General features: G+C 55.9%; 21 protein-coding genes. 20 read left to right on the forward strand and 1 reads right to left on the reverse strand.

The annotated features are described in order from the left end of the window. Nucleotides 1-12 precede the first annotated feature (12 nt). From mnmG to TU75_RS11260, 17 genes are all read left to right on the forward strand, one after another. A complete protein-coding gene (gene mnmG / locus TU75_RS11180; RefSeq protein ID WP_003233580.1) occupies nucleotides 13-1,905 on the forward strand; it encodes a tRNA uridine-5-carboxymethylaminomethyl(34) synthesis enzyme MnmG in 1,893 nt (630 codons plus the stop codon). Then, nucleotides 1,902-2,546: a 16S rRNA (guanine(527)-N(7))-methyltransferase RsmG gene (gene rsmG / locus TU75_RS11185; protein WP_015373364.1), complete on the forward strand. Its 645-nt coding sequence runs from the start codon at nucleotides 1,902-1,904 to the stop codon at nucleotides 2,544-2,546. Before mnmG ends, rsmG begins: the two co-directional genes overlap by 4 nt. A gap of 18 nt (nucleotides 2,547-2,564) precedes the next feature. Continuing rightward, nucleotides 2,565-3,362 carry a ParA family protein gene (locus TU75_RS11190; protein WP_015373363.1) on the forward strand — a complete coding sequence of 266 codons (798 nt, stop codon included), beginning with the start codon at nucleotides 2,565-2,567 and terminating at the stop codon, nucleotides 3,360-3,362. 9 nt (nucleotides 3,363-3,371) lie between these two features. Then, nucleotides 3,372-4,244: a ParB/RepB/Spo0J family partition protein gene (locus TU75_RS11195; protein ID WP_003233574.1), complete on the forward strand. Its 873-nt coding sequence runs from the start codon at nucleotides 3,372-3,374 to the stop codon at nucleotides 4,242-4,244. Nucleotides 4,245-4,392: 148 nt separating this feature from the next. Continuing rightward, nucleotides 4,393-4,800 carry a F0F1 ATP synthase subunit I gene (locus TU75_RS11200; RefSeq protein ID WP_003177069.1) on the forward strand — a complete coding sequence of 136 codons (408 nt, stop codon included), beginning with the start codon at nucleotides 4,393-4,395 and terminating at the stop codon, nucleotides 4,798-4,800. A gap of 16 nt (nucleotides 4,801-4,816) precedes the next feature. Continuing rightward, on the forward strand, nucleotides 4,817-5,686 hold the full coding sequence (gene atpB, locus TU75_RS11205; protein WP_015373362.1) for a F0F1 ATP synthase subunit A: 870 nt from the start codon (nucleotides 4,817-4,819) through the stop codon (nucleotides 5,684-5,686). A 133-nt stretch (nucleotides 5,687-5,819) separates the two neighbouring features. Continuing rightward, nucleotides 5,820-6,077, forward strand: coding sequence for a F0F1 ATP synthase subunit C (gene atpE / locus TU75_RS11210; RefSeq protein ID WP_002555987.1), 258 nt, complete (start codon nucleotides 5,820-5,822; stop codon nucleotides 6,075-6,077). Nucleotides 6,078-6,133: 56 nt separating this feature from the next. Continuing rightward, nucleotides 6,134-6,604 carry a F0F1 ATP synthase subunit B gene (locus TU75_RS11215; protein WP_003177066.1) on the forward strand — a complete coding sequence of 157 codons (471 nt, stop codon included), beginning with the start codon at nucleotides 6,134-6,136 and terminating at the stop codon, nucleotides 6,602-6,604. A 12-nt stretch (nucleotides 6,605-6,616) separates the two neighbouring features. Continuing rightward, nucleotides 6,617-7,153 (forward strand): F0F1 ATP synthase subunit delta, encoded by a 537-nt coding sequence (locus TU75_RS11220; protein WP_003233569.1) that lies wholly within the window; start codon nucleotides 6,617-6,619, stop codon nucleotides 7,151-7,153. A 21-nt stretch (nucleotides 7,154-7,174) separates the two neighbouring features. Then, the gene (gene atpA / locus TU75_RS11225) at nucleotides 7,175-8,719 is read left to right on the forward strand and encodes a F0F1 ATP synthase subunit alpha (protein WP_003233567.1); all 1,545 of its coding nucleotides are present in this window, start codon (nucleotides 7,175-7,177) and stop codon (nucleotides 8,717-8,719) included. 50 nt (nucleotides 8,720-8,769) lie between these two features. Next, nucleotides 8,770-9,630: a F0F1 ATP synthase subunit gamma gene (gene atpG, locus TU75_RS11230; RefSeq protein WP_003233565.1), complete on the forward strand. Its 861-nt coding sequence runs from the start codon at nucleotides 8,770-8,772 to the stop codon at nucleotides 9,628-9,630. A gap of 27 nt (nucleotides 9,631-9,657) precedes the next feature. Next, on the forward strand, nucleotides 9,658-11,034 hold the full coding sequence (gene atpD, locus TU75_RS11235) for a F0F1 ATP synthase subunit beta (RefSeq protein ID WP_003233564.1): 1,377 nt from the start codon (nucleotides 9,658-9,660) through the stop codon (nucleotides 11,032-11,034). A 44-nt stretch (nucleotides 11,035-11,078) separates the two neighbouring features. Continuing rightward, nucleotides 11,079-11,495: a F0F1 ATP synthase subunit epsilon gene (locus TU75_RS11240; RefSeq protein ID WP_003233562.1), complete on the forward strand. Its 417-nt coding sequence runs from the start codon at nucleotides 11,079-11,081 to the stop codon at nucleotides 11,493-11,495. A gap of 122 nt (nucleotides 11,496-11,617) precedes the next feature. Further along, complete coding sequence (gene glmU, locus TU75_RS11245) at nucleotides 11,618-12,985, forward strand: bifunctional UDP-N-acetylglucosamine diphosphorylase/glucosamine-1-phosphate N-acetyltransferase GlmU (protein ID WP_003233560.1); 1,368 nt, start codon at nucleotides 11,618-11,620, stop codon at nucleotides 12,983-12,985. 168 nt (nucleotides 12,986-13,153) lie between these two features. Beyond that, nucleotides 13,154-13,921, forward strand: a complete 768-nt coding sequence (locus TU75_RS11250) for a DeoR/GlpR family DNA-binding transcription regulator (protein ID WP_060548969.1) — start codon at nucleotides 13,154-13,156, stop codon at nucleotides 13,919-13,921. Nucleotides 13,922-13,931: 10 nt separating this feature from the next. Continuing rightward, on the forward strand, nucleotides 13,932-15,764 hold the full coding sequence (gene glmS, locus TU75_RS11255; RefSeq protein ID WP_003233556.1) for a glutamine--fructose-6-phosphate transaminase (isomerizing): 1,833 nt from the start codon (nucleotides 13,932-13,934) through the stop codon (nucleotides 15,762-15,764). Nucleotides 15,765-15,922: 158 nt separating this feature from the next. Next, on the forward strand, nucleotides 15,923-17,029 hold the full coding sequence (locus TU75_RS11260) for a TniQ family protein (RefSeq protein ID WP_060548970.1): 1,107 nt from the start codon (nucleotides 15,923-15,925) through the stop codon (nucleotides 17,027-17,029). Between the two features lie 468 nt (nucleotides 17,030-17,497). Here TU75_RS11260 and TU75_RS26465 read toward each other — a convergent pair whose 3' ends face one another. Beyond that, nucleotides 17,498-19,123 carry a TnsD family Tn7-like transposition protein gene (locus tag TU75_RS26465; RefSeq protein WP_082630365.1) on the reverse strand — a complete coding sequence of 542 codons (1,626 nt, stop codon included), beginning with the start codon at nucleotides 19,121-19,123 and terminating at the stop codon, nucleotides 17,498-17,500. A 713-nt stretch (nucleotides 19,124-19,836) separates the two neighbouring features. Here TU75_RS26465 and TU75_RS11275 point away from each other — a divergent pair. From TU75_RS11275 to TU75_RS11285, 3 genes are read left to right on the forward strand one after another with little or no spacing between them, the layout of a single operon-like run. Continuing rightward, nucleotides 19,837-20,799 (forward strand): PDDEXK family nuclease, encoded by a 963-nt coding sequence (locus tag TU75_RS11275; RefSeq protein WP_231981879.1) that lies wholly within the window; start codon nucleotides 19,837-19,839, stop codon nucleotides 20,797-20,799. Further along, nucleotides 20,796-22,829, forward strand: a complete 2,034-nt coding sequence (locus TU75_RS11280) for a hypothetical protein (protein WP_060548972.1) — start codon at nucleotides 20,796-20,798, stop codon at nucleotides 22,827-22,829. The genes TU75_RS11275 and TU75_RS11280 overlap by 4 nt, the downstream gene beginning before the upstream one ends. Then, the gene (locus tag TU75_RS11285; RefSeq protein WP_060548973.1) at nucleotides 22,822-24,174 is read left to right on the forward strand and encodes a P-loop NTPase family protein; all 1,353 of its coding nucleotides are present in this window, start codon (nucleotides 22,822-22,824) and stop codon (nucleotides 24,172-24,174) included. Before TU75_RS11280 ends, TU75_RS11285 begins: the two co-directional genes overlap by 8 nt. Nucleotides 24,175-24,216: the final 42 nt, after the last annotated feature.

Genomic DNA, 24,216 nt, shown 5'->3' on the forward strand with positions numbered 1-24,216 from the left:
ACGAGGTGCGTGGTGGATTTCCCTTCCCGTTTTGAAGTGATCGTCATCGGCGGCGGTCATGCCGGTACCGAGGCAGCACTGGCGTCAGCACGCATGGGCGTTAAAACCCTGCTGCTCACGCACAACGTGGAAACCCTCGGTGCCATGAGTTGCAACCCCGCCATTGGCGGCATCGGCAAAAGCCATCTGGTCAAGGAAATCGATGCCCTTGGCGGCGTCATGGCCATGGCTACCGACAAGGGTGGTATTCAATTTCGCGTGCTCAACAGCCGCAAGGGCCCGGCGGTGCGTGCCACCCGGGCGCAGGCTGACCGCATCCTGTACAAGGCGGCAGTACGTGAAACCCTAGAAAACCAGCCGAACCTGTGGATATTTCAACAGGCGGCCGATGATCTGATCGTCGAACAGGACGTGGTGAAAGGCGTTGTTACCCAAATGGGTCTGCGTTTCTTCGCAGAATCGGTGGTACTGACCACCGGCACGTTCCTTGGCGGACTTATCCACATCGGCATGCAGAACTATTCCGGTGGGCGCGCGGGTGATCCGCCCTCGATTGCCCTGGCTAAACGTCTGCGTGAATTGCCGCTGCGCGTCGGTCGCCTGAAAACCGGGACCCCGCCGCGTATCGACGGGCGTTCCGTGGATTTTTCGGTGATGACAGAGCAGGCCGGTGATACCCCGATCCCGGTGATGTCGTTCATGGGTTCCAAGGCGCAGCACCCGAAACAGGTGAGCTGCTGGATCACTCACACCAATGCGCGCACCCACGAAATAATCGCGGCCAACCTGGATCGCTCGCCGATGTACTCCGGCGTGATCGAAGGCATCGGCCCGCGGTATTGCCCGTCGATCGAAGACAAGATCCACCGCTTTGCCGACAAGGAAAGCCACCAGGTCTTCATCGAGCCCGAAGGCTTGACCACCCACGAGCTGTACCCGAACGGGATTTCCACCTCCCTGCCGTTCGACGTGCAAATCCAGATCGTGCAGTCGATTCGCGGCATGGAAAACGCACACATCGTGCGCCCGGGCTACGCCATCGAGTACGACTACTTCGACCCGCGTGACCTGAAATACAGCTTGGAAACCAAAGTCATTGGCGGTCTGTTTTTCGCTGGGCAAATCAACGGCACCACCGGTTACGAAGAAGCCGGCGCCCAGGGTTTGCTGGCCGGGACCAACGCGGCACTGCGTGCGCAGGGCAAAGACAGCTGGTGCCCGCGTCGCGATGAGGCGTATATCGGTGTGCTGGTTGACGACCTGATTACCTTGGGCACTCAGGAACCGTACCGGATGTTCACCTCCCGGGCTGAATACCGTCTGATCCTGCGTGAAGACAATGCAGACCTGCGCCTGACTGAAAAAGGCCGCGAGCTGGGCTTGGTCGATGATGCGCGTTGGGCCGCGTTCTGCAAAAAACGCGAAAGCATTGCGCTCGAAGAACAACGTTTGAAAAGCACCTGGGTTCGCCCGGGCACCGAGCAGGGCGATGCGATTGCCGAAAAATTCGGCACGCCGCTGACCCATGAGTACAACTTGCTCAACCTGCTGTCGCGTCCGGAAATCGACTACGCAGGCTTGGTCGAAGTGACCGGCCAGGGCGCAGAAGACCCGCAGGTCGCCGAGCAGGTCGAGATCAAGACCAAGTACGCCGGCTACATCGATCGCCAGCAGGACGAAATCGCTCGCCTGCGCGCCAGTGAGAACACCAAACTGCCTGTGGATATCGACTACACCGGGATTTCCGGGCTGTCCAAGGAAATTCAGGGCAAGTTGGGGATAACTCGGCCGGAAACCCTGGGGCAGGCGTCACGCATTCCTGGTGTCACTCCGGCAGCCATTTCGCTGTTGATGATTCATTTGAAAAAACGCGGCGCGGGCCGTCAGTTGGAGCAAAGCGCTTGAGTTCGTTGGTCACCTCGCAACACGCCGAAGAGTTATCCACAGGTGCACGCCAGTTGGGCGTTGACCTGACCCAGGCCCAGCACGACTTGCTGCTGGGCTACCTGGCCCTGTTGATCAAATGGAACAAGGCGTACAACCTCACAGCGGTACGTGATCCCGACGAGATGGTGTCGCGTCATTTGCTCGACAGTCTGAGCGTGATGCCATTCATCGAAAACGGACGCTGGCTCGACGTAGGCAGTGGCGGCGGCATGCCCGGCATTCCGCTGGCCATCCTGTTTCCCGAGTCGCAGGTCACCTGCCTGGACAGCAACGGCAAGAAGACCCGCTTCCTCACTCAGGTCAAACTCGAACTCAAGTTGGACAACCTCCAGGTTATCCACAGCCGCGTCGAAGCCTTCACGCCTGAACAGCCATTCAACGGAATTGTTTCCCGGGCGTTCAGCAGCATGGAGAACTTCAGCAACTGGACCCGCCATCTGGGCGACGTCGATACGCGCTGGCTGGCAATGAAGGGCGTCCATCCAAGCGATGAGCTGTTAGCATTGCCGGCGGACTTCCACCTCGATAGCGAACACGCCTTGGCCGTACCCGGTTGCCAAGGCCAACGCCATCTGCTGATACTGCGCCGCACGGCATGATTGGGAACACAAGCAAGAATGGCTAAGGTATTCGCGATAGCGAACCAGAAGGGTGGCGTGGGCAAGACCACCACCTGCATCAACCTCGCAGCATCGCTGGTCGCGACCAAGCGCCGCGTGCTGTTGATCGATCTCGATCCACAGGGCAACGCCACCATGGGTAGCGGTGTGGATAAACACGGCCTGGAAAACTCGGTCTACGACTTGCTGATCGGCGAGTGCGACCTGACCCAGGCCATGCACTATTCCGAGCATGGCGGTTATCAACTGCTGCCGGCCAACCGCGATTTAACAGCGGCGGAGGTGGTGCTGCTGGAAATGCAGATGAAGGAAAGCCGTCTGCGCAGCGCCCTGGCGCCGATTCGTGAGAATTACGATTACATTCTGATCGACTGCCCACCGTCGCTGTCGATGCTAACGCTCAACGCGCTGGTGGCAGCTGACGGGGTAATCATCCCCATGCAGTGCGAGTACTACGCGCTGGAAGGGTTGAGCGACCTTGTGGATAACATCAAGCGCATCGCTGAGCTGCTCAATCCGAACCTTCAGATCGAAGGGTTGCTTCGCACCATGTTCGACCCGCGCCTGAGCCTGATGAACGATGTGTCTGCCCAGCTCAAGGAACACTTTGGCGAGCAGCTGTACGACACCGTGATCCCACGTAACATCCGTTTGGCCGAAGCCCCGAGCTACGGCATGCCGGCGCTGGCGTACGACAAATCATCGCGCGGTGCCATCGCTTATCTGGCGTTGGCCGGCGAGATGGTCCGCCGTCAACGCCGCAACTCACGCACCGCTGCTGCCCAGCCAACTTAAGGAATCCCCATGGCCGTCAAGAAACGAGGTCTCGGACGTGGACTGGATGCACTCCTGAGTGGTCCGACCGTCACATCGCTTGAAGAACAAGCGGTGCAGGCCGACGAGCGTGAGCTGCAGCACCTGCCCCTGGACCTGATCCAGCGTGGCAAATATCAGCCACGGCGCGACATGGACCCACAGGCGCTGGAAGAACTGGCGAACTCGATCAAAGCCCAGGGCGTGATGCAGCCGATTGTGGTGCGCCCGATTGGTGGTGGCCGCTTTGAAATCATCGCCGGCGAACGTCGCTGGCGTGCCAGCCAGCAGGCCGGCAAGGACACCATCCCGGCGATGGTGCGCGATGTGCCGGATGAAACCGCTATCGCCATGGCATTGATCGAGAACATCCAGCGTGAAGACCTCAATCCGATCGAAGAGGCGATCGCCTTGCAGCGTTTACAGCAGGAATTCCAGCTGACCCAGCAGCAAGTGGCCGAGGCCGTGGGTAAATCCCGGGTGACCGTGTCCAACCTGTTGCGCCTGATTGCGCTGCCGGAGGTGATCAAAACCATGTTGTCCCACGGCGACCTGGAAATGGGCCACGCCCGTGCCTTGCTCGGTTTACCGGAAAATCAACAGGTTGAAGGGGCGCGACACGTTGTCGCACGAGGCCTTACTGTGCGCCAGACCGAAGCCCTGGTTCGCCAGTGGCTCAGCGGCAAGCCGGCAGCGGTCGAAACACCCAAGGCCGACCCGGATATCGCCCGGCTCGAGCAGCGCCTGGCCGAGCGCCTGGGCTCTGCGGTACAAATTCGACACGGCAAGAAGGGCAAAGGGCAATTGGTTATCGGATATAACTCGCTCGATGAGCTTCAAGGTGTCCTTGCCCACATTCGCTGAAACATTTACTCATGTAGCGTGTGATCGGAAATCACTACCCGGCAGTTGAATAGGGGCAGAACCGCCCCTATACTCTGCGCGCATTTTGTCGGCACAAATTATGCCAAGTTATTGATTTGCGGCAGCCGACCATTGAGGAGCAAGAGTGATGGAAACCCGCACGCCAAACACGTTGCCGTTCCATCGCTTGGCCGTTTTTCCGGTTTTATTGGCTCAATTTGTCATCCTGCTGATCGCCGCATTGGCGCTTTGGTATGGGCATGGAGTCGTAGCCGGGTATTCAGGACTTTGCGGAGGCCTGATAGCCTTGCTGCCCAATATGTATTTTGCTCACAGGGCCTTTCGGTTTTCCGGCGCCCGAGCAGCCCAGGCTATCGTCCGGTCATTTTATGCCGGCGAGGCGGGCAAACTGATTTTGACGGCAGTGCTGTTCGCACTGACCTTTGCAGGTGTGAAGCCATTGGCGCCGCTGGCTGTATTCGGCGTCTTCGTGTTGACCCAACTGGTCAGCTGGTTCGCTCCCCTGCTAATGAAAACAAGACTTTCGAAACCTTAGGGCGTTTGAGGCAACCATGGCAGAAACAACCGCTTCGGGCTATATCCAGCACCACTTGCAGAACCTGACCTTCGGTCAGCTTCCCAACGGCGGCTGGGGCTTCGCCCACACCGCAGCAGAAGCCAAAGAGATGGGTTTCTGGGCTTTCCACGTCGATACGCTCGGCTGGTCTGTCGCACTGGGTCTGATCTTTGTCCTGATTTTCCGCATGGCGGCAAAAAAGGCGACTTCCGGTCAGCCAGGTGCCTTGCAGAACTTCGTTGAAGTATTGGTCCAGTTCGTCGATGGCAGCGTGAAAGACAGCTTCCATGGCCGTAGCCCGGTGATTGCACCGCTGGCGCTGACCATCTTCGTCTGGGTCTTCCTGATGAACGCCATCGACCTGATTCCGGTCGACTGGATTCCTCAGTTGGCCATCCTGATCTCCGGTGATGCGCACATTCCATTCCGTGCCGTTTCCACCACAGACCCGAACGCTACCCTGGGCATGGCCCTGTCGGTGTTCGCGTTGATCATTTTCTATAGCATCAAGGTCAAGGGCATCGGCGGCTTCATCGGCGAGCTGACCCTGCACCCGTTCGGCAGCAAGAATATCTTCGTTCAAGCCCTGCTGATCCCGGTGAACTTCCTGCTGGAATTCGTCACCCTGATCGCCAAGCCGATTTCCCTGGCGCTGCGACTGTTCGGCAACATGTATGCCGGCGAGTTGGTGTTCATTCTGATCGCTGTGATGTTCGGCAGTGGTCTGCTCTGGCTTAGCGGCCTGGGCGTCGTTCTGCAGTGGGCGTGGGCTGTGTTCCACATCCTGATCATTACCCTGCAGGCCTTTATCTTCATGATGCTGACCATCGTCTACCTGTCGATGGCGCACGAAGAGAACCATTAAGACCAGCCTCGGCCAGTCTGATGTCCTTCCCGGTAAAACGGGAAGGTGGCCCCCACGGGCTATGAAACGATTTGTTTTACCGCTTTAAAATCTAAAAAACCTAAACCATACGACGTAAAAGTCGGGAGGAAAGATGGAAACTGTAGTTGGTCTAACCGCTATCGCTGTTGCACTGTTGATCGGCCTGGGCGCCCTGGGTACTGCCATTGGTTTCGGCCTGCTGGGCGGCAAATTCCTGGAAGGCGCAGCGCGTCAGCCAGAAATGGTTCCAATGCTGCAAGTTAAGATGTTCATCGTTGCCGGCCTGCTCGACGCCGTGACCATGATCGGCGTTGGTATCGCTCTGTTCTTCACCTTCGCGAACCCCTTCGTTGGTCAACTCGCTGGCTGATCACTCGACTTTTCGAGTGATTGGAGTGATGGACAACGAATGAGCGAGGTGTTGGCGTGAACATTAATGCAACCCTGATTGGCCAATCCGTTGCGTTCTTCATTTTTGTAGTGTTTTGCATGAAGTTCGTGTGGCCTCCGGTCATCGCGGCTTTGCACGAACGTCAGAAGAAGATCGCGGATGGTTTGGACGCTGCCAGCCGTGCAGCTCGCGACCTGGAGCTGGCCCAAGAGAAAGTGGGTCATCAACTGCGCGAAGCTAAAGCACAGGCAGCTGAAATCATTGAGCAAGCCAAGAAGCGCGGTAACCAGATCGTCGAAGAGGCTGTTGAAAAAGCCCGCGTCGAAGCTGACCGTGTGAAGGCTTCGGCTCATGCCGAGATCGAACAGGAACTGAACGGCGTCAAAGACGCGCTGCGTGCCCAACTGGGTGCTCTGGCGGTCGGCGGTGCGGAGAAGATCCTCGGTGCCACAATCGATCAAAACGCGCACGCGGAGCTGGTTAACAAACTGGCTGCTGAAATTTAAGCGAGGGCGATCATGGCAGAACTGACCACGTTGGCTCGACCTTACGCTAAGGCAGCCTTCGAGCACGCCCAGGCCCACCAGCAACTGGCCTCTTGGTCAGCCATGCTCGGCCTGGCTGCAGCAGTGTCGCAAGATGACACCATGCAGCGCGTGCTCAAGGCCCCGCGCCTGACGAGCGCAGACAAGGCCGCCACTTTTATTGAAGTGTGCGGCGACAAGTTTGATGTGAAAGTGCAGAACTTCATCAACGTCGTTGCCGAAAACGACCGTCTCCCGCTTTTGCCGGAGATCGCCGCTCTGTTCGACCTGTACAAGGCCGAACAAGAGAAATCGGTAGACGTTGAAGTCACCAGTGCTTTCGCATTGAACCAAGAACAGCAAGACAAACTCGCCAAGGTTCTCAGTGCACGACTCGACCGGGAAGTGCGCCTGCAAGTTGCGGAAGACAGGTCCCTCATTGGGGGCATTGTCATTCGCGCCGGCGACCTGGTTATCGATGGCTCGGTTCGCGGCAAACTCGCGAGCCTTGCCGAAGCATTGAAATCTTGAGTTTGAAGGGGCAGCAGAGCAATGCAGCAACTCAATCCTTCCGAAATAAGTGAAATTATCAAGGGCCGCATCGACAAGCTCGATGTGACCTCCCAAGCCCGTAACGAAGGCACTGTCGTCAGCGTATCTGACGGCATCGTGCGGATTCACGGTCTGGCCGACGTCATGTACGGCGAGATGATCGAGTTTCCGGGCGGCGTCTACGGTATGGCCCTCAACCTGGAGCAAGACTCCGTAGGTGCCGTTGTATTGGGCGCTTACACCAGTCTGGCCGAAGGCATGAGCGCCAAGTGCACAGGCCGCATCCTGGAAGTTCCGGTTGGTAAGGAACTGCTGGGCCGCGTAGTCGACGCACTGGGTAATCCTGTTGATGGCAAAGGTCCACTGGGCAACACCTTGACCGACGCGGTCGAGAAAGTTGCTCCAGGCGTGATCTGGCGTAAGTCGGTAGACCAGCCTGTACAGACTGGCTACAAGGCTGTCGATGCCATGATCCCGGTCGGCCGTGGCCAGCGTGAGCTGATCATCGGTGACCGTCAGATCGGTAAAACCGCTCTGGCGATCGACGCGATCATCAACCAGAAGAACAGCGGCATTTTCTGCGTCTACGTCGCCATTGGTCAGAAGCAATCGACCATCGCCAACGTGGTTCGCAAGCTGGAAGAAAACGGCGCCCTGGCCAACACGATCATCGTGGCTGCCAGTGCTTCGGAATCTCCTGCGCTGCAATTCCTGGCACCGTACTCCGGTTGCACCATGGGTGAATTCTTCCGCGACCGCGGTGAAGACGCGCTGATCGTTTATGACGATCTGTCCAAGCAAGCAGTGGCTTACCGCCAGATTTCCCTGCTGCTGCGCCGTCCACCAGGCCGTGAAGCTTACCCAGGCGACGTGTTCTATCTCCACTCCCGTCTGCTGGAGCGCGCATCGCGCGTTTCCGAAGAATACGTAGAGAAGTTCACCAACGGCGCAGTGACCGGCAAAACCGGTTCCCTGACCGCACTGCCGATCATCGAAACCCAGGCTGGCGACGTTTCCGCGTTCGTTCCGACCAACGTGATTTCCATCACCGACGGTCAGATCTTCCTGGAATCGGCCATGTTCAACTCCGGGATCCGTCCTGCAGTGAACGCCGGTGTTTCGGTATCCCGTGTGGGTGGTGCCGCTCAGACCAAGATCATCAAGAAGCTCTCCGGTGGTATCCGTACCGCTCTGGCTCAGTACCGTGAACTGGCGGCATTCGCCCAGTTCGCTTCTGACCTGGACGAAGCGACCCGCAAGCAACTTGAGCATGGTCAGCGCGTTACCGAGCTGATGAAGCAGAAGCAATACGCCCCTATGTCGATCGCTGACATGGCGTTGTCGCTGTATGCCGCTGAGCGTGGGTTCCTGACCGACGTTGAAATCGCCAAGGTCGGCAGCTTTGAACAAGCGCTGATTGCTTACTTCAACCGCGATCACGCCGAATTGATGGCGAAGATCAACGTGAAGGGTGACTTCAATGACGATATCGACGCTGGCATGAAAGCCGGTATCGAGAAGTTCAAGGCCACCCAAACCTGGTAAGCCGCAGCGGGAGCCGCGAGGCTCCCGCTTGCTAACCTGATAGGTGTTACATGGCAGGCGCAAAAGAGATTCGCAGTAAGATTGCGAGCATCAAAAGCACGCAAAAGATTACCAGCGCCATGGAAAAAGTGGCGGTGAGCAAAATGCGCAAGGCACAAATGCGCATGGCTGCCAGCCGTCCTTATGCGGAGCGTATCCGTCAGGTAATTGGGCATCTGGCCAACGCCAACCCGGAATACCGCCACCCGTTCATGATCGACCGCGCCGTTAAGCGTGTGGGTTATGTGGTAGTGAGCAGTGACCGTGGTTTGTGCGGTGGTCTGAATACCAACCTGTTCAAGGCCCTGGTCAAGGACATGGCGGTAAACCGCGAAAACGGCGTCGAGATTGATCTGTGTGTGGTGGGTAGCAAGGGTGCGGCCTTTTTCCGCAACTTCGGCGGTAACGTCGTTGCAGCTATCAGCCACCTGGGTGAAGAACCGTCGATCAACGATTTGATCGGCAGTGTGAAGGTGATGCTCGATGCATACCTGGAAGGCCGGATTGACCGCCTCTCCGTGGTATCCAACAAGTTCATCAACACCATGACCCAGCAGCCGACCGTGGAGCAATTGATTCCATTGGTGGCGACTCCGGATCAGGAACTCAAGCACCACTGGGACTACCTCTACGAACCAGACGCCAAAGAGCTGCTTGACGGCTTGATGGTGCGCTACGTGGAGTCGCAGGTGTACCAGGCGGTGGTCGAGAACAACGCAGCTGAACAAGCGGCGCGGATGATCGCGATGAAAAACGCTACCGATAACGCCGGTGATCTGATCAGCGATTTGCAGCTGATCTACAACAAGGCGCGTCAGGCTGCGATCACCCAAGAGATCTCGGAAATCGTCGGCGGCGCTGCCGCGGTTTAACGGTTCAAATATTCAGAGGATCCAGCTATGAGTAGCGGACGTATCGTTCAAATCATCGGCGCCGTTATCGACGTGGAATTCCCACGCGACAGCGTACCGAGCATCTACAACGCGCTGAAAGTACAAGGCGCGGAAACCACCCTGGAAGTTCAGCAGCAGCTGGGCGACGGCGTGGTTCGTACCATTGCGATGGGTTCCACCGAAGGCTTGAAGCGCGGTCTGGACGTTATCGACTCCGGCGCAGCCATCTCCGTACCGGTCGGTAAAGCGACCCTGGGCCGGATTATGGACGTATTGGGTAATCCAATCGACGAAGCTGGCCCGATCGACACCGAAGAGCGCTGGGGCATTCACCGTCCAGCACCTTCGTTCGCCGAACAAGCGGGCGGCAACGACCTGCTGGAAACCGGCATCAAGGTTATCGACCTGGTTTGCCCGTTCGCCAAGGGCGGTAAAGTCGGTCTGTTCGGTGGTGCCGGTGTAGGCAAGACCGTAAACATGATGGAACTGATCCGTAACATCGCCATCGAGCACAGCGGTTATTCCGTGTTCGCCGGTGTGGGTGAGCGTACTCGTGAGGGTAACGACTTCTACCACGAGATGAAGGACTCCAACGTTCTGGACAAAGTGGCACTGGTTTACGGTCAGATGAACGAGCCGCCGGGTAACCGTCTGCGCGTGGCACTGACTGGCCTGACCATGGCTGAGAAGTTCCGTGACGAAGGTAACGACGTTCTGCTGTTCGTCGACAACATCTATCGTTACACCCTGGCCGGTACCGAAGTATCCGCACTGCTGGGCCGTATGCCTTCGGCAGTAGGTTACCAGCCGACCCTGGCTGAAGAGATGGGCGTTCTGCAGGAACGTATCACTTCGACCAAGGAAGGTTCGATCACCTCGATCCAGGCGGTATACGTACCTGCGGATGACTTGACCGACCCGTCGCCTGCCACCACCTTCGCCCACTTGGACGCCACCGTCGTTCTGTCCCGTGACATCGCTTCCCTGGGTATCTACCCGGCGGTCGATCCACTCGACTCGACTTCGCGCCAGCTGGACCCGAACGTGATCGGCCAGGAGCACTACGACACCGCTCGCGGCGTTCAGTACGTGCTGCAGCGTTACAAGGAACTGAAGGACATCATTGCGATCCTGGGTATGGACGAGCTGTCGGAAACCGACAAGCAGTTGGTAAACCGTGCTCGTAAGATCCAGCGTTTCTTGTCGCAGCCGTTCTTCGTGGCTGAAGTCTTCACCGGTGCCTCGGGTAAATACGTTTCCCTGAAAGACACCATTGCTGGCTTCAAAGGCATCCTCAACGGTGACTACGACCACCTGCCAGAACAAGCGTTCTACATGGTCGGCGGCATCGAAGAAGCGATCGAGAAAGCCAAGAAACTGTAATCCTGGCGCCCGGCGACGGGCGCTCATCAGGTTGAGGCAATCAGATGGCTATGACAGTCCATTGCGATATCGTCAGCGCGGAAGGGGAAATCTTCTCCGGTCTGGTAGAAATGGTGATTGCACACGGCGAACTCGGTGACCTGGGTATTGCCATGGGCCACGCGCCGTTGATCACCAGCTTGAAGCCAGGTCCGATCACGCTGACCAAGCAAGGCGGGGAACGTGAGGTGTTTTACATCTCTGGTGGTTTCCTCGAGGTTCAGCCGAACATGGTCAAAGTACTTGCCGACACTGTGCAACGTGCTGGCGACCTGGATGAAGCCTCCGCTCAGGAAGCCGTCAAGGCTGCCGAGAAGGCGCTGAACGAAAAAGGCGCAGACTTCGACTACAGCGCTGCTGCAGTCCGTCTGGCCGAAGCCGCAGCCCAGCTGCGGACGCTCCAGCAGATCCGCAGGAAGTAAGCGGCCACGCCGTAATGCTTATGCGTGATTGATTAAAAAGGGTAGCCTCGGCTACCCTTTTTCTTTTTTTGCAAAACACTTCTTTGGTCTGAACCCGGACCGCCCAGGATTGGTAGCCATTCATGTCTCTTGAAATCGTCATTCTCGCCGCAGGCCAGGGCACACGCATGCGTTCGGCCCTGCCAAAGGTGCTGCATCCGGTCGCTGGCAACTCCATGCTTGGCCATGTTATCCACAGCGCTCGGCAGCTGGATCCGCAACGCATCCACGTAGTGATCGGTCACGGTGCCGATGCTGTGCGCGAGCGTCTGGCGGCGGATGACCTCAATTTCGTGTTGCAAGACAAACAACTCGGCACCGGCCACGCCACTGCCCAGGCAGTGCCGTTCATCACCGCTGACACCGTGCTGATCCTCTATGGCGACGTGCCGCTGATCGAAGTCGACACTCTGCAACGTTTGCTCAAGCACGTAGTGCCTGGTCAGATGGGCCTGCTCACCGTTGAGCTGGACGACCCCACCGGCTACGGACGCATCGTGCGCAACGCCGACGGCAAAGTCGCCGCCATCGTTGAACACAAGGACGCCAGCGAAGCCCAACGCGCCATCACCGAAGGCAACACCGGGATCATGGCCGTGCCGGCCAGCCGTTTGGCGGACTGGATGAGCCGTCTGTCCAACAACAATGCCCAGGGCGAGTACTACCTCACCGACGTCATCGAGATGGCCGTGAGCGATAGCCTGGTAGTTGCCACCGAGCAGCCCCACGACCCGATGGAAGTGCAGGGCGCCAACGATCGCAAGCAATTGGCAGAGCTGGAGCGTCACTATCAGTTGCGCGAAGGACGCCGGCTCATGGCTCAAGGCGTCACCTTGCGCGACCCGGCCCGTTTCGATGTACGCGGTGAAGTCACCGTGGGCCGCGACGTGCTGATCGACATCAACGTGATCCTCGAAGGCCGCGTGGTCATCGAAGACGACGTGGTGATTGGGCCCAATTGCGTAATCAAGGACAGCACCCTGCGCAAAGGCGTGGTGGTCAAGGCCAACAGCCATATCGAAGGCGCGGTGATGGGCGAGGGCAGCGATGCAGGGCCGTTCGCGCGTCTACGCCCTGGCAGCGTGCTGGGCGCTCAGGCCCACGTGGGTAACTTCGTCGAGTTGAAAAACGCTCGCCTCGGCGAAGGTGCCAAGGTCGGTCACCTGACTTACCTGGGCGACGCCGTTATCGGCGCACGGACCAATATCGGTGCCGGCACGATCACCTGCAATTACGACGGTGCCAACAAATACCAGACGACGATTGGTGAGGACGTGTTCATCGGCTCCAATAACTCGCTGGTCGCGCCCGTCACCATTGACGACGGCTCCAACACTGCGGCGGGTTCAACCATCAACCAGAATGTGGACAAGTCCCAGCTGGCCGTAGCCCGCGCTCGCCAACGCAACATCGACGGCTGGAAACGCCCGGTCAAACTCCCCAAGACCTGAGTTATCCACAACTCTTCAGCGAATGCGATCTCCTGTGGGAGCTGGCTTGCCTGCTCCCACATTTGATTGGTGGTGGCCCTAAAAAACATTGCGGCCACTGCTTGACGAACGCTCACCAATAGGTTTTGATTGCCTTCGCTATCTTTCGAAACGAAACTTATCATTACCATGTCGAAACGAAATACCCCTCAACGCCGCCACAACATCCTGACCTTGCTCAATGAACAGGGCGAAGTCAGCGTGGACGAGTTGGCCAAACGTTTCGAAACGTCGGAAGTCACCATCCGCAAGGATCTGGCGGCCCTCGAAAGTAACGGCCTGTTGCTGCGCCGTTACGGAGGGGCAATCACCATGCCTCAGGAACTGGTGGGCGATGCCGCCCAACCCATCTCGGCACACAAACGCGCCATCGCGCGGGCCGCCGTGCTGCGTTTGCGCGAACACGCCCGCATCATCATCGACAGCGGCAGCACCACCGCCGCGATGATCCCCGAGCTGGGTCACCAGCCTGGCCTGGTGGTGATGACCAACTCCCTGCACGTCGCCCGCGCCTTGAGCGAACTGGAACACGAGCCGGTGCTGTTGATGACCGGCGGCACCTGGGACCCGCATTCGGACTCGTTCCAGGGCCAGGTCGCCGAGCAGGTTTTGCGTTCCTACGATTTTGATCAACTGTTCATCGGCGCCGATGGCATCGATTTGCAGCGCGGTACCACCACCTTCAACGAACTGCTGGGCCTGAGCCGCGTCATGGCCGAAGTCGCCCGTGAAGTCGTGGTAATGGTCGAATCCGACAAGATCGGCCGCAAGATTCCCAACCTGGAACTGCCCTGGAGCAGCGTCCATACCCTCATCACCGATGATCGCCTGCCGCTTGAGGCCCGCGACCAGATACAAGCCCGCGGCATCACGCTGATATGCGCGGCAATCATCTAGGAGAAATACCATGTGTGGCATTGTAGGCGCCGTCGCCGAACGTAACGTTACCGCTATCCTCATTGAAGGCCTCAAGCGTCTGGAATACCGCGGCTATGACAGCGCTGGCGTGGCGGTCTTCACCAATGCCGGCCAGCTGGAGCGCATGCGCCGTCCGGGCAAAGTCAGCGAGTTGGACCAGGCCCTGGCCGGTGAGCCGCTGGTCGGCCGCCTGGGCATCGCCCATACCCGTTGGGCCACTCACGGCGCGCCGTGCGAGCGCAACGCGCACCCGCACTTCTCCGGCGATCTGGCTGTGGTGCACAACGGCATCATCGAGAACCACGAAGCACTGCGCGACCAGCTCAAGGGCCTGGGCTACGTGTTCACCTCGGACACCGACACTGAAGTCATCGCCCACCTGCTCAACCACAAACTGAAGGACCACAGCGACCTGACCACTGCCCTCAAGGCCACGGTCAAGGAACTGCATGGCGCCTATGGCCTGGCCGTGATCAGCGCAAAACAACCCGACCGCCTGGTTGCCGCTCGCAGTGGCAGCCCGCTAGTGATCGGCCTGGGCCTGGGCGAGAATTTCCTCGCCTCCGACCAACTGGCCCTGCGCCAGGTCACCGATCGTTTCATGTACCTGGAAGAAGGTGATATTGCCGACATCCGCCGTGAAAGCGTGGCGATCTGGGACGTGGACGGCAACTCGGTCGAGCGTGAAGCCGTGCAATACCGCGACGGCGCCGAAGCTGCCGACAAGGGCGAGTTCCGCCACTTCATGCTCAAGGAAATCCACGAGCAGCCTTCCGTGGTGCAACGCACCCTCGAAGGTCGCCTGAGCCAGAACCAGGTGCTGGTCAACGCCTTCGGCCCGCAAGCCGCCGAGTTGTTCGCCAAAGTGCGCAACGTGCAGATCGTCGCCTGCGGTACCAGCTACCACGCTGGCATGGTCGCGCGTTACTGGCTGGAAGAACTGGCCGGCATCCCTTGCCAGGTCGAAGTCGCCAGCGAGTTCCGCTACCGCAAAGTGGTGGTGCAGCCCGATACCCTGTTCGTGACCATCTCCCAGTCCGGCGAAACAGCCGACACCCTGGCCGCTCTGCGCAACGCCAAAGAGCTGGGCTTCCTCGCCAGCCTGGCCATCTGCAACGTCAGCATCAGCTCCCTGGTGCGTGAATCCGACCTTACCCTGCTGACCCAGGCCGGTCGCGAAATCGGCGTGGCCTCCACCAAGGCGTTCACCACCCAACTGGTCGGCTTGCTGCTGCTGACCCTGTCCCTGGGCCAAGTGCGCGGCACCCTCGGCGAAGGCGTCGAAGCCATGCTGGTGGAGGAGCTGCGCCGCTTGCCGACCCGTCTGGGCGAAGCCCTCGCGATGGACAGTACCGTGGAAAAAGTCGCCGAACTGTTCGCCGACAAGAACCACACCCTGTTCCTCGGCCGTGGTGCACAGTACCCGGTGGCGATGGAAGGCTCGCTGAAACTCAAGGAAATCTCGTACATCCATGCCGAAGCCTACCCGGCCGGTGAGCTGAAGCACGGCCCGCTGGCCTTGGTGGACGACGACATGCCGGTGGTTACCGTCGCGCCGAACAACGAACTGCTGGAAAAGCTCAAGTCCAACCTGCAGGAAGTCCGTGCCCGTGGCGGCCAACTGATCGTGTTCGCCGACGAAAAAGCCGGCATGACCAACGGCGAAGGCACCCACGTCATCAACATGCCGCACATCCACGACACCCTGTCGCCGATCCTCTACACCATCCCGCTGCAATTGCTGTCGTACTACGTTGCAGTGCTTAAAGGCACCGACGTTGACCAGCCGCGTAACTTGGCCAAGTCGGTGACGGTGGAGTAATAAGCCACGTGCTTGGAGGCCTTTGAAGCTACGAAATAAAGTCTGTCGGAACTAAATAAAGTCTGTCGCTGGTGCATCCGGACCCTCTGGTTTGGTAGCCAGCGCTGCTTCCCTCCGCACCCTGCTCTGGGCGCAACTCTAGGCTTTTAACGACCATAATGATCTTAGCAATCCAGCCTGAGGAAACTGTGCGTTCCTTTGTGGAAAGAACTCTTTTTATCAAAGGAGCACATTCTTCCGAGAAAGTTTTTCGTCAATTTCCCAAACACCGTCCCTTAAGGGCGGATATCGCAATAATCGCTGAAATGCTGGGGTGGATTGGCTGCTACGGCTTGAACAAAATGCTTCATAGGCATACTAACTATCCGCTAAAGGGGGTTTTTAAGAATATTCAAGATATCTCCTACTCGGGTGACCAATACATAGGTGATTCAGGACTCTACGATTCAAATAGAAATCCATCAGGATTTTGTCCAGTTTGTGTAAAAGAAGATATGGAACGCCTAGGGTTCTCGTTCTGGCGGCGCGCTCACTGTTGTGAGCTGAAAGTCTGCGCTGAGCACAATGTAGAGCTAATCAAGCGCTGCCCCTCTTGTGACAAGCAGTTTTGTCATGGAGGTCATGATCTTGAAGTGATGTGGACCAGCTGCGAGGGCCTACATCTTACAGACTGCCCCGTGACGTTGAACACGGATCTTTATGAGCTGAAGAAGGCTCAGGTTTTCAGGGATATTCTGTCATTCTCCCATCACCTTTCGGAGGAGGCGGTTCTCACGGTTTTGGATGAAAGAATCGATCAAGACGATAACTTAAAGCGAGCAATCTGGAACTCCGGATCCAACATGCAGTTGGGAGATAAAGTTAAATGGCGGCTGGAGATTGTCAGGGAGGCAAGGTCTGTAAACAGGCTCCCACACAGGGAATCCACTGATTTTATTATCCAAGCTATAGTCGGAGCCTTTGAAAAATTTGCTGACTTTATTAGTGAGGTGAAAGCATACGGGGATAAGATTCGCCCGACCGAGTCACTGTGGTCGACTTATATATCAGGGCATCAAGAATCAACGCACTTTGTTGAAGAGGACTATGAACATGGTGTTGGGGTTTGGTGCTGTCCTTACCCAGCTAAGAAAATTTTGGGGCTTTGGGATTGGCGGCCGGTGTATTATCCCTGCTGCAACTTTGAGCGACCAAAGAGGAAAGGTCTTCAACCTCGACCCGAATGTGTTAAGAATGCGCCGCCGTGTATCTACAGGCTGAGATAGCTCTTAGAGCTAAGGTACTATACGAGGATTCTGATGCTGCCACGCAGTGTTTCATATAGGCATCGGTCATCCCTTCATACGGCAAGATTGGCATCCGCAATCTTTGGCTTGATCGACGGTACTGTTCACTCTCACTGCGGCACAAGGAAGGCAGAACTAATTACATATAGATGTCGAATTCAATCCTGAGCAAGACGTCCCGAACCTCGGGATAATCGTCAGGCTCAACCAACAGGCTGCAAGGGCTGCGTCGGTTGAGTGCAAGTACTGGGGCAACGTGCCACCTATCGGCGTGTGTACGGCTTCCTGGGGTGTTAGTCGCCTGCATATAAGCTCGTGGCCGCGGTATACGGAGCTCCAGAATGCTGACGGGCGCGAAAGGCCAACCCTAGGATCGAAATCTTACTCCTGTCCTTACACCTCGTTCGTGTATTCACCCGGCGTGAAGGGGCTACTGAAACTCCCTGGCTATACCGCATTGCCCCGTTGTCGTGGAGAACCGTCGACTTGGAGGTGCAGCACCGTTGACAAGTAGGCTCTGGACATAGCGTATCGGTCCCGATTTTCCAAGCAAGACGAGAGCATGGGAACCCTGGCATAAAGATCGGCCCTGGTGACCGGGCCCCGCTGCAGTTCAGCGATCGATTTGCACGCCCTTCGTAACGTGCTGAGGAGCCGAGAATCCCGGGCCTCCCAGTCAACGGAGTGCTTTCTAACTTGAGCAGGTTTGGCGAAGTTCTGCTCTTCGACCATCAACCATGCTTTGTCGTTTCTATAAAGCCAGGCATAGAGAGACGGGATTATGTTCCTCAGAGCTTGGACTCCCAGTTCAGGATGCAAGCCGTGCAGGTGTTGCCACTCCGCTCTGTGCTCCGCTATCTCCCGGGCTTGCCTAGCTTCAATAGCTTGGGCATTGATAACTGGATGCGCACGCAACAGCTTGTTGATCGTAGAAACAGTGATCTTAAACTCTTTACAAAGCTCCTGCTTTGAAATGCCCTTGCCCAGTTTCAACAGCAGATCTTCTTTGAGCCGGCCTTTTAGACGTTTGGGCCTGGGTGTGTTTTTAGTTTGAACCGCAGCGTTTGAAAGTGAGACTTGCTCATCAGGTCTTCGCGATGGAGCGCTTACGACTTGCTGGGCTAATCGGGCCACTTCAGTTTTGTAGGCCTCTATGAACGCGTGCAGGTCATCAAATAGCCAATCAATCAACACCAGATGCTTAATAGGATGAATGCTTCTGCGGGGAGTACGGATAAGCTGGTTCATAAATGAATCAGTGCTTTTCTCATCTTCCGGCAATGAATCAAACAGATGAAAGCGACGAAGCGGCTCTATGCGATCTAGCAGCGATGCAGATCGACCCTTTTGGAGCATAGCTGTTCGATAGGTCGCAACCACGGCGCGGGGCTCTAGAGACATTACTCTGCCTATGGCCGCAAGATCGATGACATTGTTTGCCAAGTTCAGAAAAGCCGGGCGTGACCACACCTTCTGTGATGAGGCCTGTTGGACCAAGCAGTCCTGCGTAGGTAGTGACCATTCAAACCTACCTGACCATCGCCTACTTTTGGTGGATACCATGAGCCAAGCTTGGTGGCGTGGACAGATCAACATACCTGGATATTGGTGTGTGAGATGCCAGTACGCTACACCATGGGCGTACATATCCTCGCGCATACAATACGGACATGCTTTCAACGGGTGTTCAGCGCCAAAACCACTTGATACCAAGCCAAGTCGATATTTAAGCGAATCAATTCGATCGCCTTTTATAGTTTTTATTGCATCTTCAATTTTGGTTTTATTTTGGAACGGTACAAATACTGAGAATATTGTGTGATGCAGAAGAATCGACTCAGCGTTTCCCCAATAATGAAATTCATTCTGTTCTAAAGCTGCTATGCCGCAAGGAATATCATGCTTTATAAATTTCTCAGATAGACCCAGCACGGCGGTCGATGTAGTCGCAGGGTCAAGGTTGCCCATTACCAAATGCTGCCGACTGCATAGGCTAAATAGTGTTTCGTCGGGTAGCCAGTCCAGCCGAGGGAATTGCCCTGTCACCCATTCTTGATCTGACGTGACGCTCATGTGGCCTCCGAACGGAATCAGAGGAAACGAGTTTAGCGGCCGGCTACTCGTGCTACGGATCAGTTTCGCCTAAACAGGCGGACGATTATTCACGAATCGTAGGTCCCATAACTGGGGGGAGTTAGCATATTTTTTTAATTACCGGGTCATCTATACATGCCTATTTTTGGCGCTCCAAGCACCGAAAACACTGGGAAGTCAGTAAAAAAGCGCCGGCGGAGGCGCAACTTGGCTGTTTTATTCCAGTTGTCAACCGACATTTTTCGGCGGTAACATGCATCATTAAGGGACGTTTACTAAAGGCAGTACTGAAACTGAAGATGCAACAAACGACCGATGCAAGCTCTGCCTAATTAGCGTTGAGGTTACTATCAAAGTGCAGCTATCTCAAATGAGGTAGTTTGAGTGCCTATTACTGAAGCTTGAGGAAAAACAACATGGAATCTGGATAGAAAACCCAGGAGCCAGATAGACAAAGGCCCAAGTGTGACCTTGGGCCTTTGAGGATAAGTCAGCTTTCGACTCCTGACGAATCCATTGTCTATCCCCTCGCGTAGGGCGTCAAGCCCTGCACGGCTCCGCTCGTCTCCAGAAAAGTATACTGCGCGTGGTGTAGCTATTGTCATGCCCGCGCTATTGGATGGCTTATTCAACCGATGTAGGTGGACTGTTATGTGTCACCTGCTAAGGATTGAATGGATGGTAGATAAAAAGTGGATCTAAAAAAATCGTTACTCCGCATAATGGGCCGGCAAGGCCATTTCAAATGGGGAGATAATTACTTATCCGGAATTTACGCAGTCCCTGGTGAAGCACCCAAGGGCTCTCGTATATGCCGCCTTAATAGCAGGAAGCTTGGACGAGCACTGCATCTTCTTTCTACCCCTGAAAGAATCTTCGCACAACTGGCCCTTTATAATCCCGACGTCTTCGAGTTGCATGAGCAGAAATTGCTCAGCCCCATTCCACAAGTTCATCCACTTCAAGGAAACCCCTTAGCTGCTGGGCTGAAACTTCTGCCAGTGAAGGGAACATCATTGGTTGCAGAGGAAATCGGTCTCAAACACGCTACGGCTGTCGTGACCTACGATGATGGTGAGCGCGAGAGGGTTCCCCACCCCTATTTGGGCGATCTGCTTCTCTATATCCAGCCGAAAGGCTCGGACCCCTACGCTGTGAACTGGACAGTAAAGTTGAGTGCGAAGGATTTTGATGAGGTCGCTCGGGGAAGTTTGAAGAGCTTGGCAAAACAGAAAGAACACCGCGAGAAAGCTCGCTTGCGGCATGCCTTGGAAGAGGTTTACTACCACAGTGCAGGTATCAGAACTGTGAGGGTTTCCAGAGATCTGCTGGATCCAGTCCTAGTGGCCAACTTAGATCTTCTGTATGGCTACCATGATCGCGAGATCAGCCTCGAATCAAATCTTCTCGAGGATTTCTCACACGACATCGAAGACTGTGTCACTCAAGGGAGACGAGTAGCGTGCGTTGCCTTGATGTACGGACAGCGGTGGGGGCGACGTGATCTGTTTCTGACGAAGATCTACAAAGACATATGGGAGCGCAAGCTACCGGTCAGTTTGTTTGACCCGATCCTTATCGACCATCCATTGGTGACGTCTGCGCCGGATGTTCTGCAGGTCTATAGCTCACTTTTTGCCGGACTGTCCGAATGATCACTGGCTCTAAGCTGAGAGCACCTGAAGGATTCAAAGGGCTGACGAAGGATGTCGAATACTATTTCCTTGCAAGTGACGGCAGGGCAAACAGGGCACGCCTTGTATTTTTTGATGAAGAGGGCACCACTGCGAGTTTGCTAACGCTTTCCCGGCCTGAATTTGATATGGCGCTGACCAATGGTGATCTTGTGGAATGCGGTAGTGACGCCACACCTCCTTGGTTAATGGCCATCCAAGGCATTTCAGTGGAACAATTGGAAAAATATCGGGTAAGGGCAACGAAAAGCTACGATGAAATGGTTAACAAGCGTTATCTTGCCATAGCGGATTTGGTAGCCGATGCCGAGGAGATCCTCTCTAGCGACAATCCTGAATCGATCATCAACGCTCATGCTGCCAATCAATCTCCTTCTCAGAATGCAGCCCGGTTGAGGTTTTGGTTTTTTAGCTATCTGGTGTTCGGCCGCTCGAAGTGGGCGCTTATGCCCAAGTTCGACCGCTGCGGCAGAGGCAAAAGGGAACAGACCCCAGACGGGCAAATGTTGGGAAGGCCGCCAAAGTCAGGACGCAAATCCCGATCTCCTGCTACGCCCGAAATGCAGGCTTCTATCCTGAACGGGTTCATCAAATACAATGATAAAACTAAATCTGACGCTGAAATCTTTGGTGCCGTGTTGTTGGGTGAATTCGGTTGTGTTCCTGTTACAACATCGACAGGAAATAAGCAGTTCTATCATCCCGAAGGTAAGCCCTTCCCCACAAAAGGACAGTACGATTACTATCTTGGTCAGGCGATAAGTACCAAGGCGTATAGGAAAGCACGCAGAGGTATTAGTGGGGCTCGAGCTAAGTCTGGCTTTGTCGGAAGCTTTGCCCATGACCTGGTCAATGTAAACCAACTCGTTGAATTTGACGGCTATAACCCCAAAGGCAAGATATCTGGCTTGCTCGAAGGATCCGCTATGGATTCGGCCTGTATAGTTCGAGGGGTGTGTGGCCAGTCTGGTGCTGTAGTCGCCTTGGGTTTCTCCGAAAACAAAGAAACCATGGAAGCCTACCGCATGGCCCTGTTCTCGATGGCCATTTGCAAGGTCAAATTTGCGTCGTTGTTTGGCCTGACGATCAGAAAAGAAGACTGGCCGACTTACGGTCTGCCGCAAAACATCGTCTTTGACCGTGGGCCAGGCTCAACCATGGGCGTACCGATTCGTTCAGAAGCAAGGGCCCGTGGCGAAATGATGAGTTGGTTATCCAGACTTGAACTGACTCCTACTCACTCGGGTCAGTCGAAAGCAACGGTTGAATCGTCGCATCCTAGGACCAAATCTGACAATGATCAGCCAACACACTTTCATAGCTCTCTCAACTTTGTAGAGATATGCAAGCGGCATATTCTGCAAGCTATTTACGATAACCATGTTTCAGATGCTGAAGGGAGAATGACCCCTGAGATGTTGGAAGTGGGCTTCAGCCCCACCCCACATAACATTTACAACTTCTATAGTGATCTTGGTTACGATTCCGGCACGGAGTTAAGTTTTGACTACGCCGTGAGAGAATTCCTGACACTTCATCCGGCGCACATCAAAAGGAGTGGGGTATATTTTTATGGTCGTAAGTACAATTCATCGAAGCTAATTGACACCGAGGTTTTTGACCGCATTGCGCTCAATGGCAAGATACCGGTCAAAGCTTATGTGATGACCATGTGTGTCAGGCATATCTGGATCGAATTAGAAGGCGTTTTGTACGAATTGGACTTTGTAAAGCCGGCGAGCGTACATCCCAGCAGCGTCGACATTTCGCTGTCGGATCTTCAAGTGCTCAATGATAATCGGCTGCGCGGTAATGCGGAGCGTCGTGAGGAGAAGCCCGTAATCCTTCAGGATCGCAATGCCCAATTTCTTCACGCCACAGGCAAAGCCTGGGACAGTGGTACCCGCAAGACTGGGCGTCCTGCGAAGGGAGGAGCGGCTGAGCGTGATGCCGCCGACCAGAAGCGGTTGATGGGGAAAGGCAATGACTAACATCTTTTCTGCGCGCTTTGACGGGCTGGACAGGCTGGCTGATATCCGGAGTTTGATTACAGTGCAACCTGATCCGGTAGCCGGGCTTGAGGAGTTGAGCCCTGCATTGGCCGCTGAGCGTTTGTCAGAGGTACTGAAGACGATATTCCTTCCCAACCAGTTTTCTTTGGACTTCATCAAAGACAGCGTTGATCGTGCGCGCAGCTTTTCGGCTGAGAGTTTCTCCACGGACCAGCAATATCAGCGGCGGCTGTATCACCCCCCTGAGAACGAGGCGTTTCCTATCTGCCTCACCGGCCTTGCAGGGGTTGGGAAGAGCCAAACTATTAGTGCGCTGATGAAGGTGATGCCTGGGCCTGCACCTTATGCATCCGCTCATTACCACGAACCTCATATATTAATCTCGTACTGGTACGCCAGCGCCAGGGGTAAGGCTGGCGGCAGGCAGTTGTTGGAAGACTTTCTCGGTGGCGACGCGACAGGAGTAAGAGCGAATACATCAAAGCTACTGACGGAGTGCAGGCGTAGAGTTAATCGTGATGGTGTATCACTAATGGTGCTCGAAGAGATGCAGCATCAGAGCACTGGACAAGGGGTAGCCCGCGTTACGGATATTCTCCTCACCATGTCCGGGCTTGGGGTTCCGATGATCTATGTGGCCAACTACAGTCTCGGTCACAAATTGCTGACAAGGAACAGTGAGGACAAGCAACGGCTTCTCTCTGAACCCCGTGTCATGCTACCGGACCATCCTGACTCGAAGGCCTGGAAGGAGTATGTTCTAGAATGCATACGGGTGAGCGGAGGGCGCGTATCTGCAGATCCAAGTGCTCTGGTACATGAGCTGTATCGCTGGACGTTTGGTATAAAGCGTCTGGCGGTTCAACTGATCAAGGTGGCGTATCTTGAAACTCGTGCGGCCCGTCGCCATACGATTACTTTGGACGACGTCAACAAGGCATACCTTTCAGCCGCTTACTCCAGCAGCAGGGACGACGTCGAGGAGCTAATTCGCCTCAGCGTTCATAAGAGCAAAACCGGGGGGAGGCCTGACCTTAGTTGCCCGTTCCCGGTGCCGATGCCATCAAACGTCTTGAGCTTTGCCAAGGACGATCGCGCTTCACGAGTGAGCGAGAAGGTTTTTGTTTCATCCCTTACAGCCGAAGAGCGTAAGACTTTCGAGCAGCTCCATCCACCGGGTTCATCGTCCAATCTCCCGTCGAAGCCCAAGCGAGAGAAGAAGCCAGCATTGCCCGCGCAAACTCGGGAAGGCTTAGAGGATGCGTACAGCCGACTGCTATCAGAGTCCAAAGGGTCACCTAAGCCCAGAGGGCCTGCAAAGTAAGCGCTACGAAAGCGGTCGCGTTGCGCTCCCAAGACATTGTCA

It is taken from the genome of Pseudomonas poae (genome assembly GCF_001439785.1).
GTDB lineage: Bacteria > Pseudomonadota > Gammaproteobacteria > Pseudomonadales > Pseudomonadaceae > Aquipseudomonas > Aquipseudomonas poae.

What these genes read in the sequence shown, in the direction of transcription:
- TU75_RS11190 (WP_015373363.1), top strand. Translation starts at nt 2,565, where the DNA reads ATGGCTAAGGTATTCGCGATAGCGAACCAGAAGGGTGGCGTGGGCAAG.
- TU75_RS11195 (WP_003233574.1), top strand. Translation starts at nt 3,372, where the DNA reads ATGGCCGTCAAGAAACGAGGTCTCGGACGTGGACTGGATGCACTCCTG.
- TU75_RS11200 (WP_003177069.1), top strand. Translation starts at nt 4,393, where the DNA reads ATGGAAACCCGCACGCCAAACACGTTGCCGTTCCATCGCTTGGCCGTT.
- atpB (WP_015373362.1), top strand. Translation starts at nt 4,817, where the DNA reads ATGGCAGAAACAACCGCTTCGGGCTATATCCAGCACCACTTGCAGAAC.
- atpE (WP_002555987.1), top strand. Translation starts at nt 5,820, where the DNA reads ATGGAAACTGTAGTTGGTCTAACCGCTATCGCTGTTGCACTGTTGATC.
- TU75_RS11220 (WP_003233569.1), top strand. Translation starts at nt 6,617, where the DNA reads ATGGCAGAACTGACCACGTTGGCTCGACCTTACGCTAAGGCAGCCTTC.
- atpA (WP_003233567.1), top strand. Translation starts at nt 7,175, where the DNA reads ATGCAGCAACTCAATCCTTCCGAAATAAGTGAAATTATCAAGGGCCGC.
- atpG (WP_003233565.1), top strand. Translation starts at nt 8,770, where the DNA reads ATGGCAGGCGCAAAAGAGATTCGCAGTAAGATTGCGAGCATCAAAAGC.
- atpD (WP_003233564.1), top strand. Translation starts at nt 9,658, where the DNA reads ATGAGTAGCGGACGTATCGTTCAAATCATCGGCGCCGTTATCGACGTG.
- TU75_RS11240 (WP_003233562.1), top strand. Translation starts at nt 11,079, where the DNA reads ATGGCTATGACAGTCCATTGCGATATCGTCAGCGCGGAAGGGGAAATC.
- glmU (WP_003233560.1), top strand. Translation starts at nt 11,618, where the DNA reads ATGTCTCTTGAAATCGTCATTCTCGCCGCAGGCCAGGGCACACGCATG.
- TU75_RS11250 (WP_060548969.1), top strand. Translation starts at nt 13,154, where the DNA reads ATGTCGAAACGAAATACCCCTCAACGCCGCCACAACATCCTGACCTTG.
- glmS (WP_003233556.1), top strand. Translation starts at nt 13,932, where the DNA reads ATGTGTGGCATTGTAGGCGCCGTCGCCGAACGTAACGTTACCGCTATC.
- TU75_RS11260 (WP_060548970.1), top strand. Translation starts at nt 15,923, where the DNA reads ATGATCTTAGCAATCCAGCCTGAGGAAACTGTGCGTTCCTTTGTGGAA.
- TU75_RS26465 (WP_082630365.1), bottom strand. Translation starts at nt 19,123, where the DNA reads ATGAGCGTCACGTCAGATCAAGAATGGGTGACAGGGCAATTCCCTCGG.
- TU75_RS11280 (WP_060548972.1), top strand. Translation starts at nt 20,796, where the DNA reads ATGATCACTGGCTCTAAGCTGAGAGCACCTGAAGGATTCAAAGGGCTG.
- TU75_RS11285 (WP_060548973.1), top strand. Translation starts at nt 22,822, where the DNA reads ATGACTAACATCTTTTCTGCGCGCTTTGACGGGCTGGACAGGCTGGCT.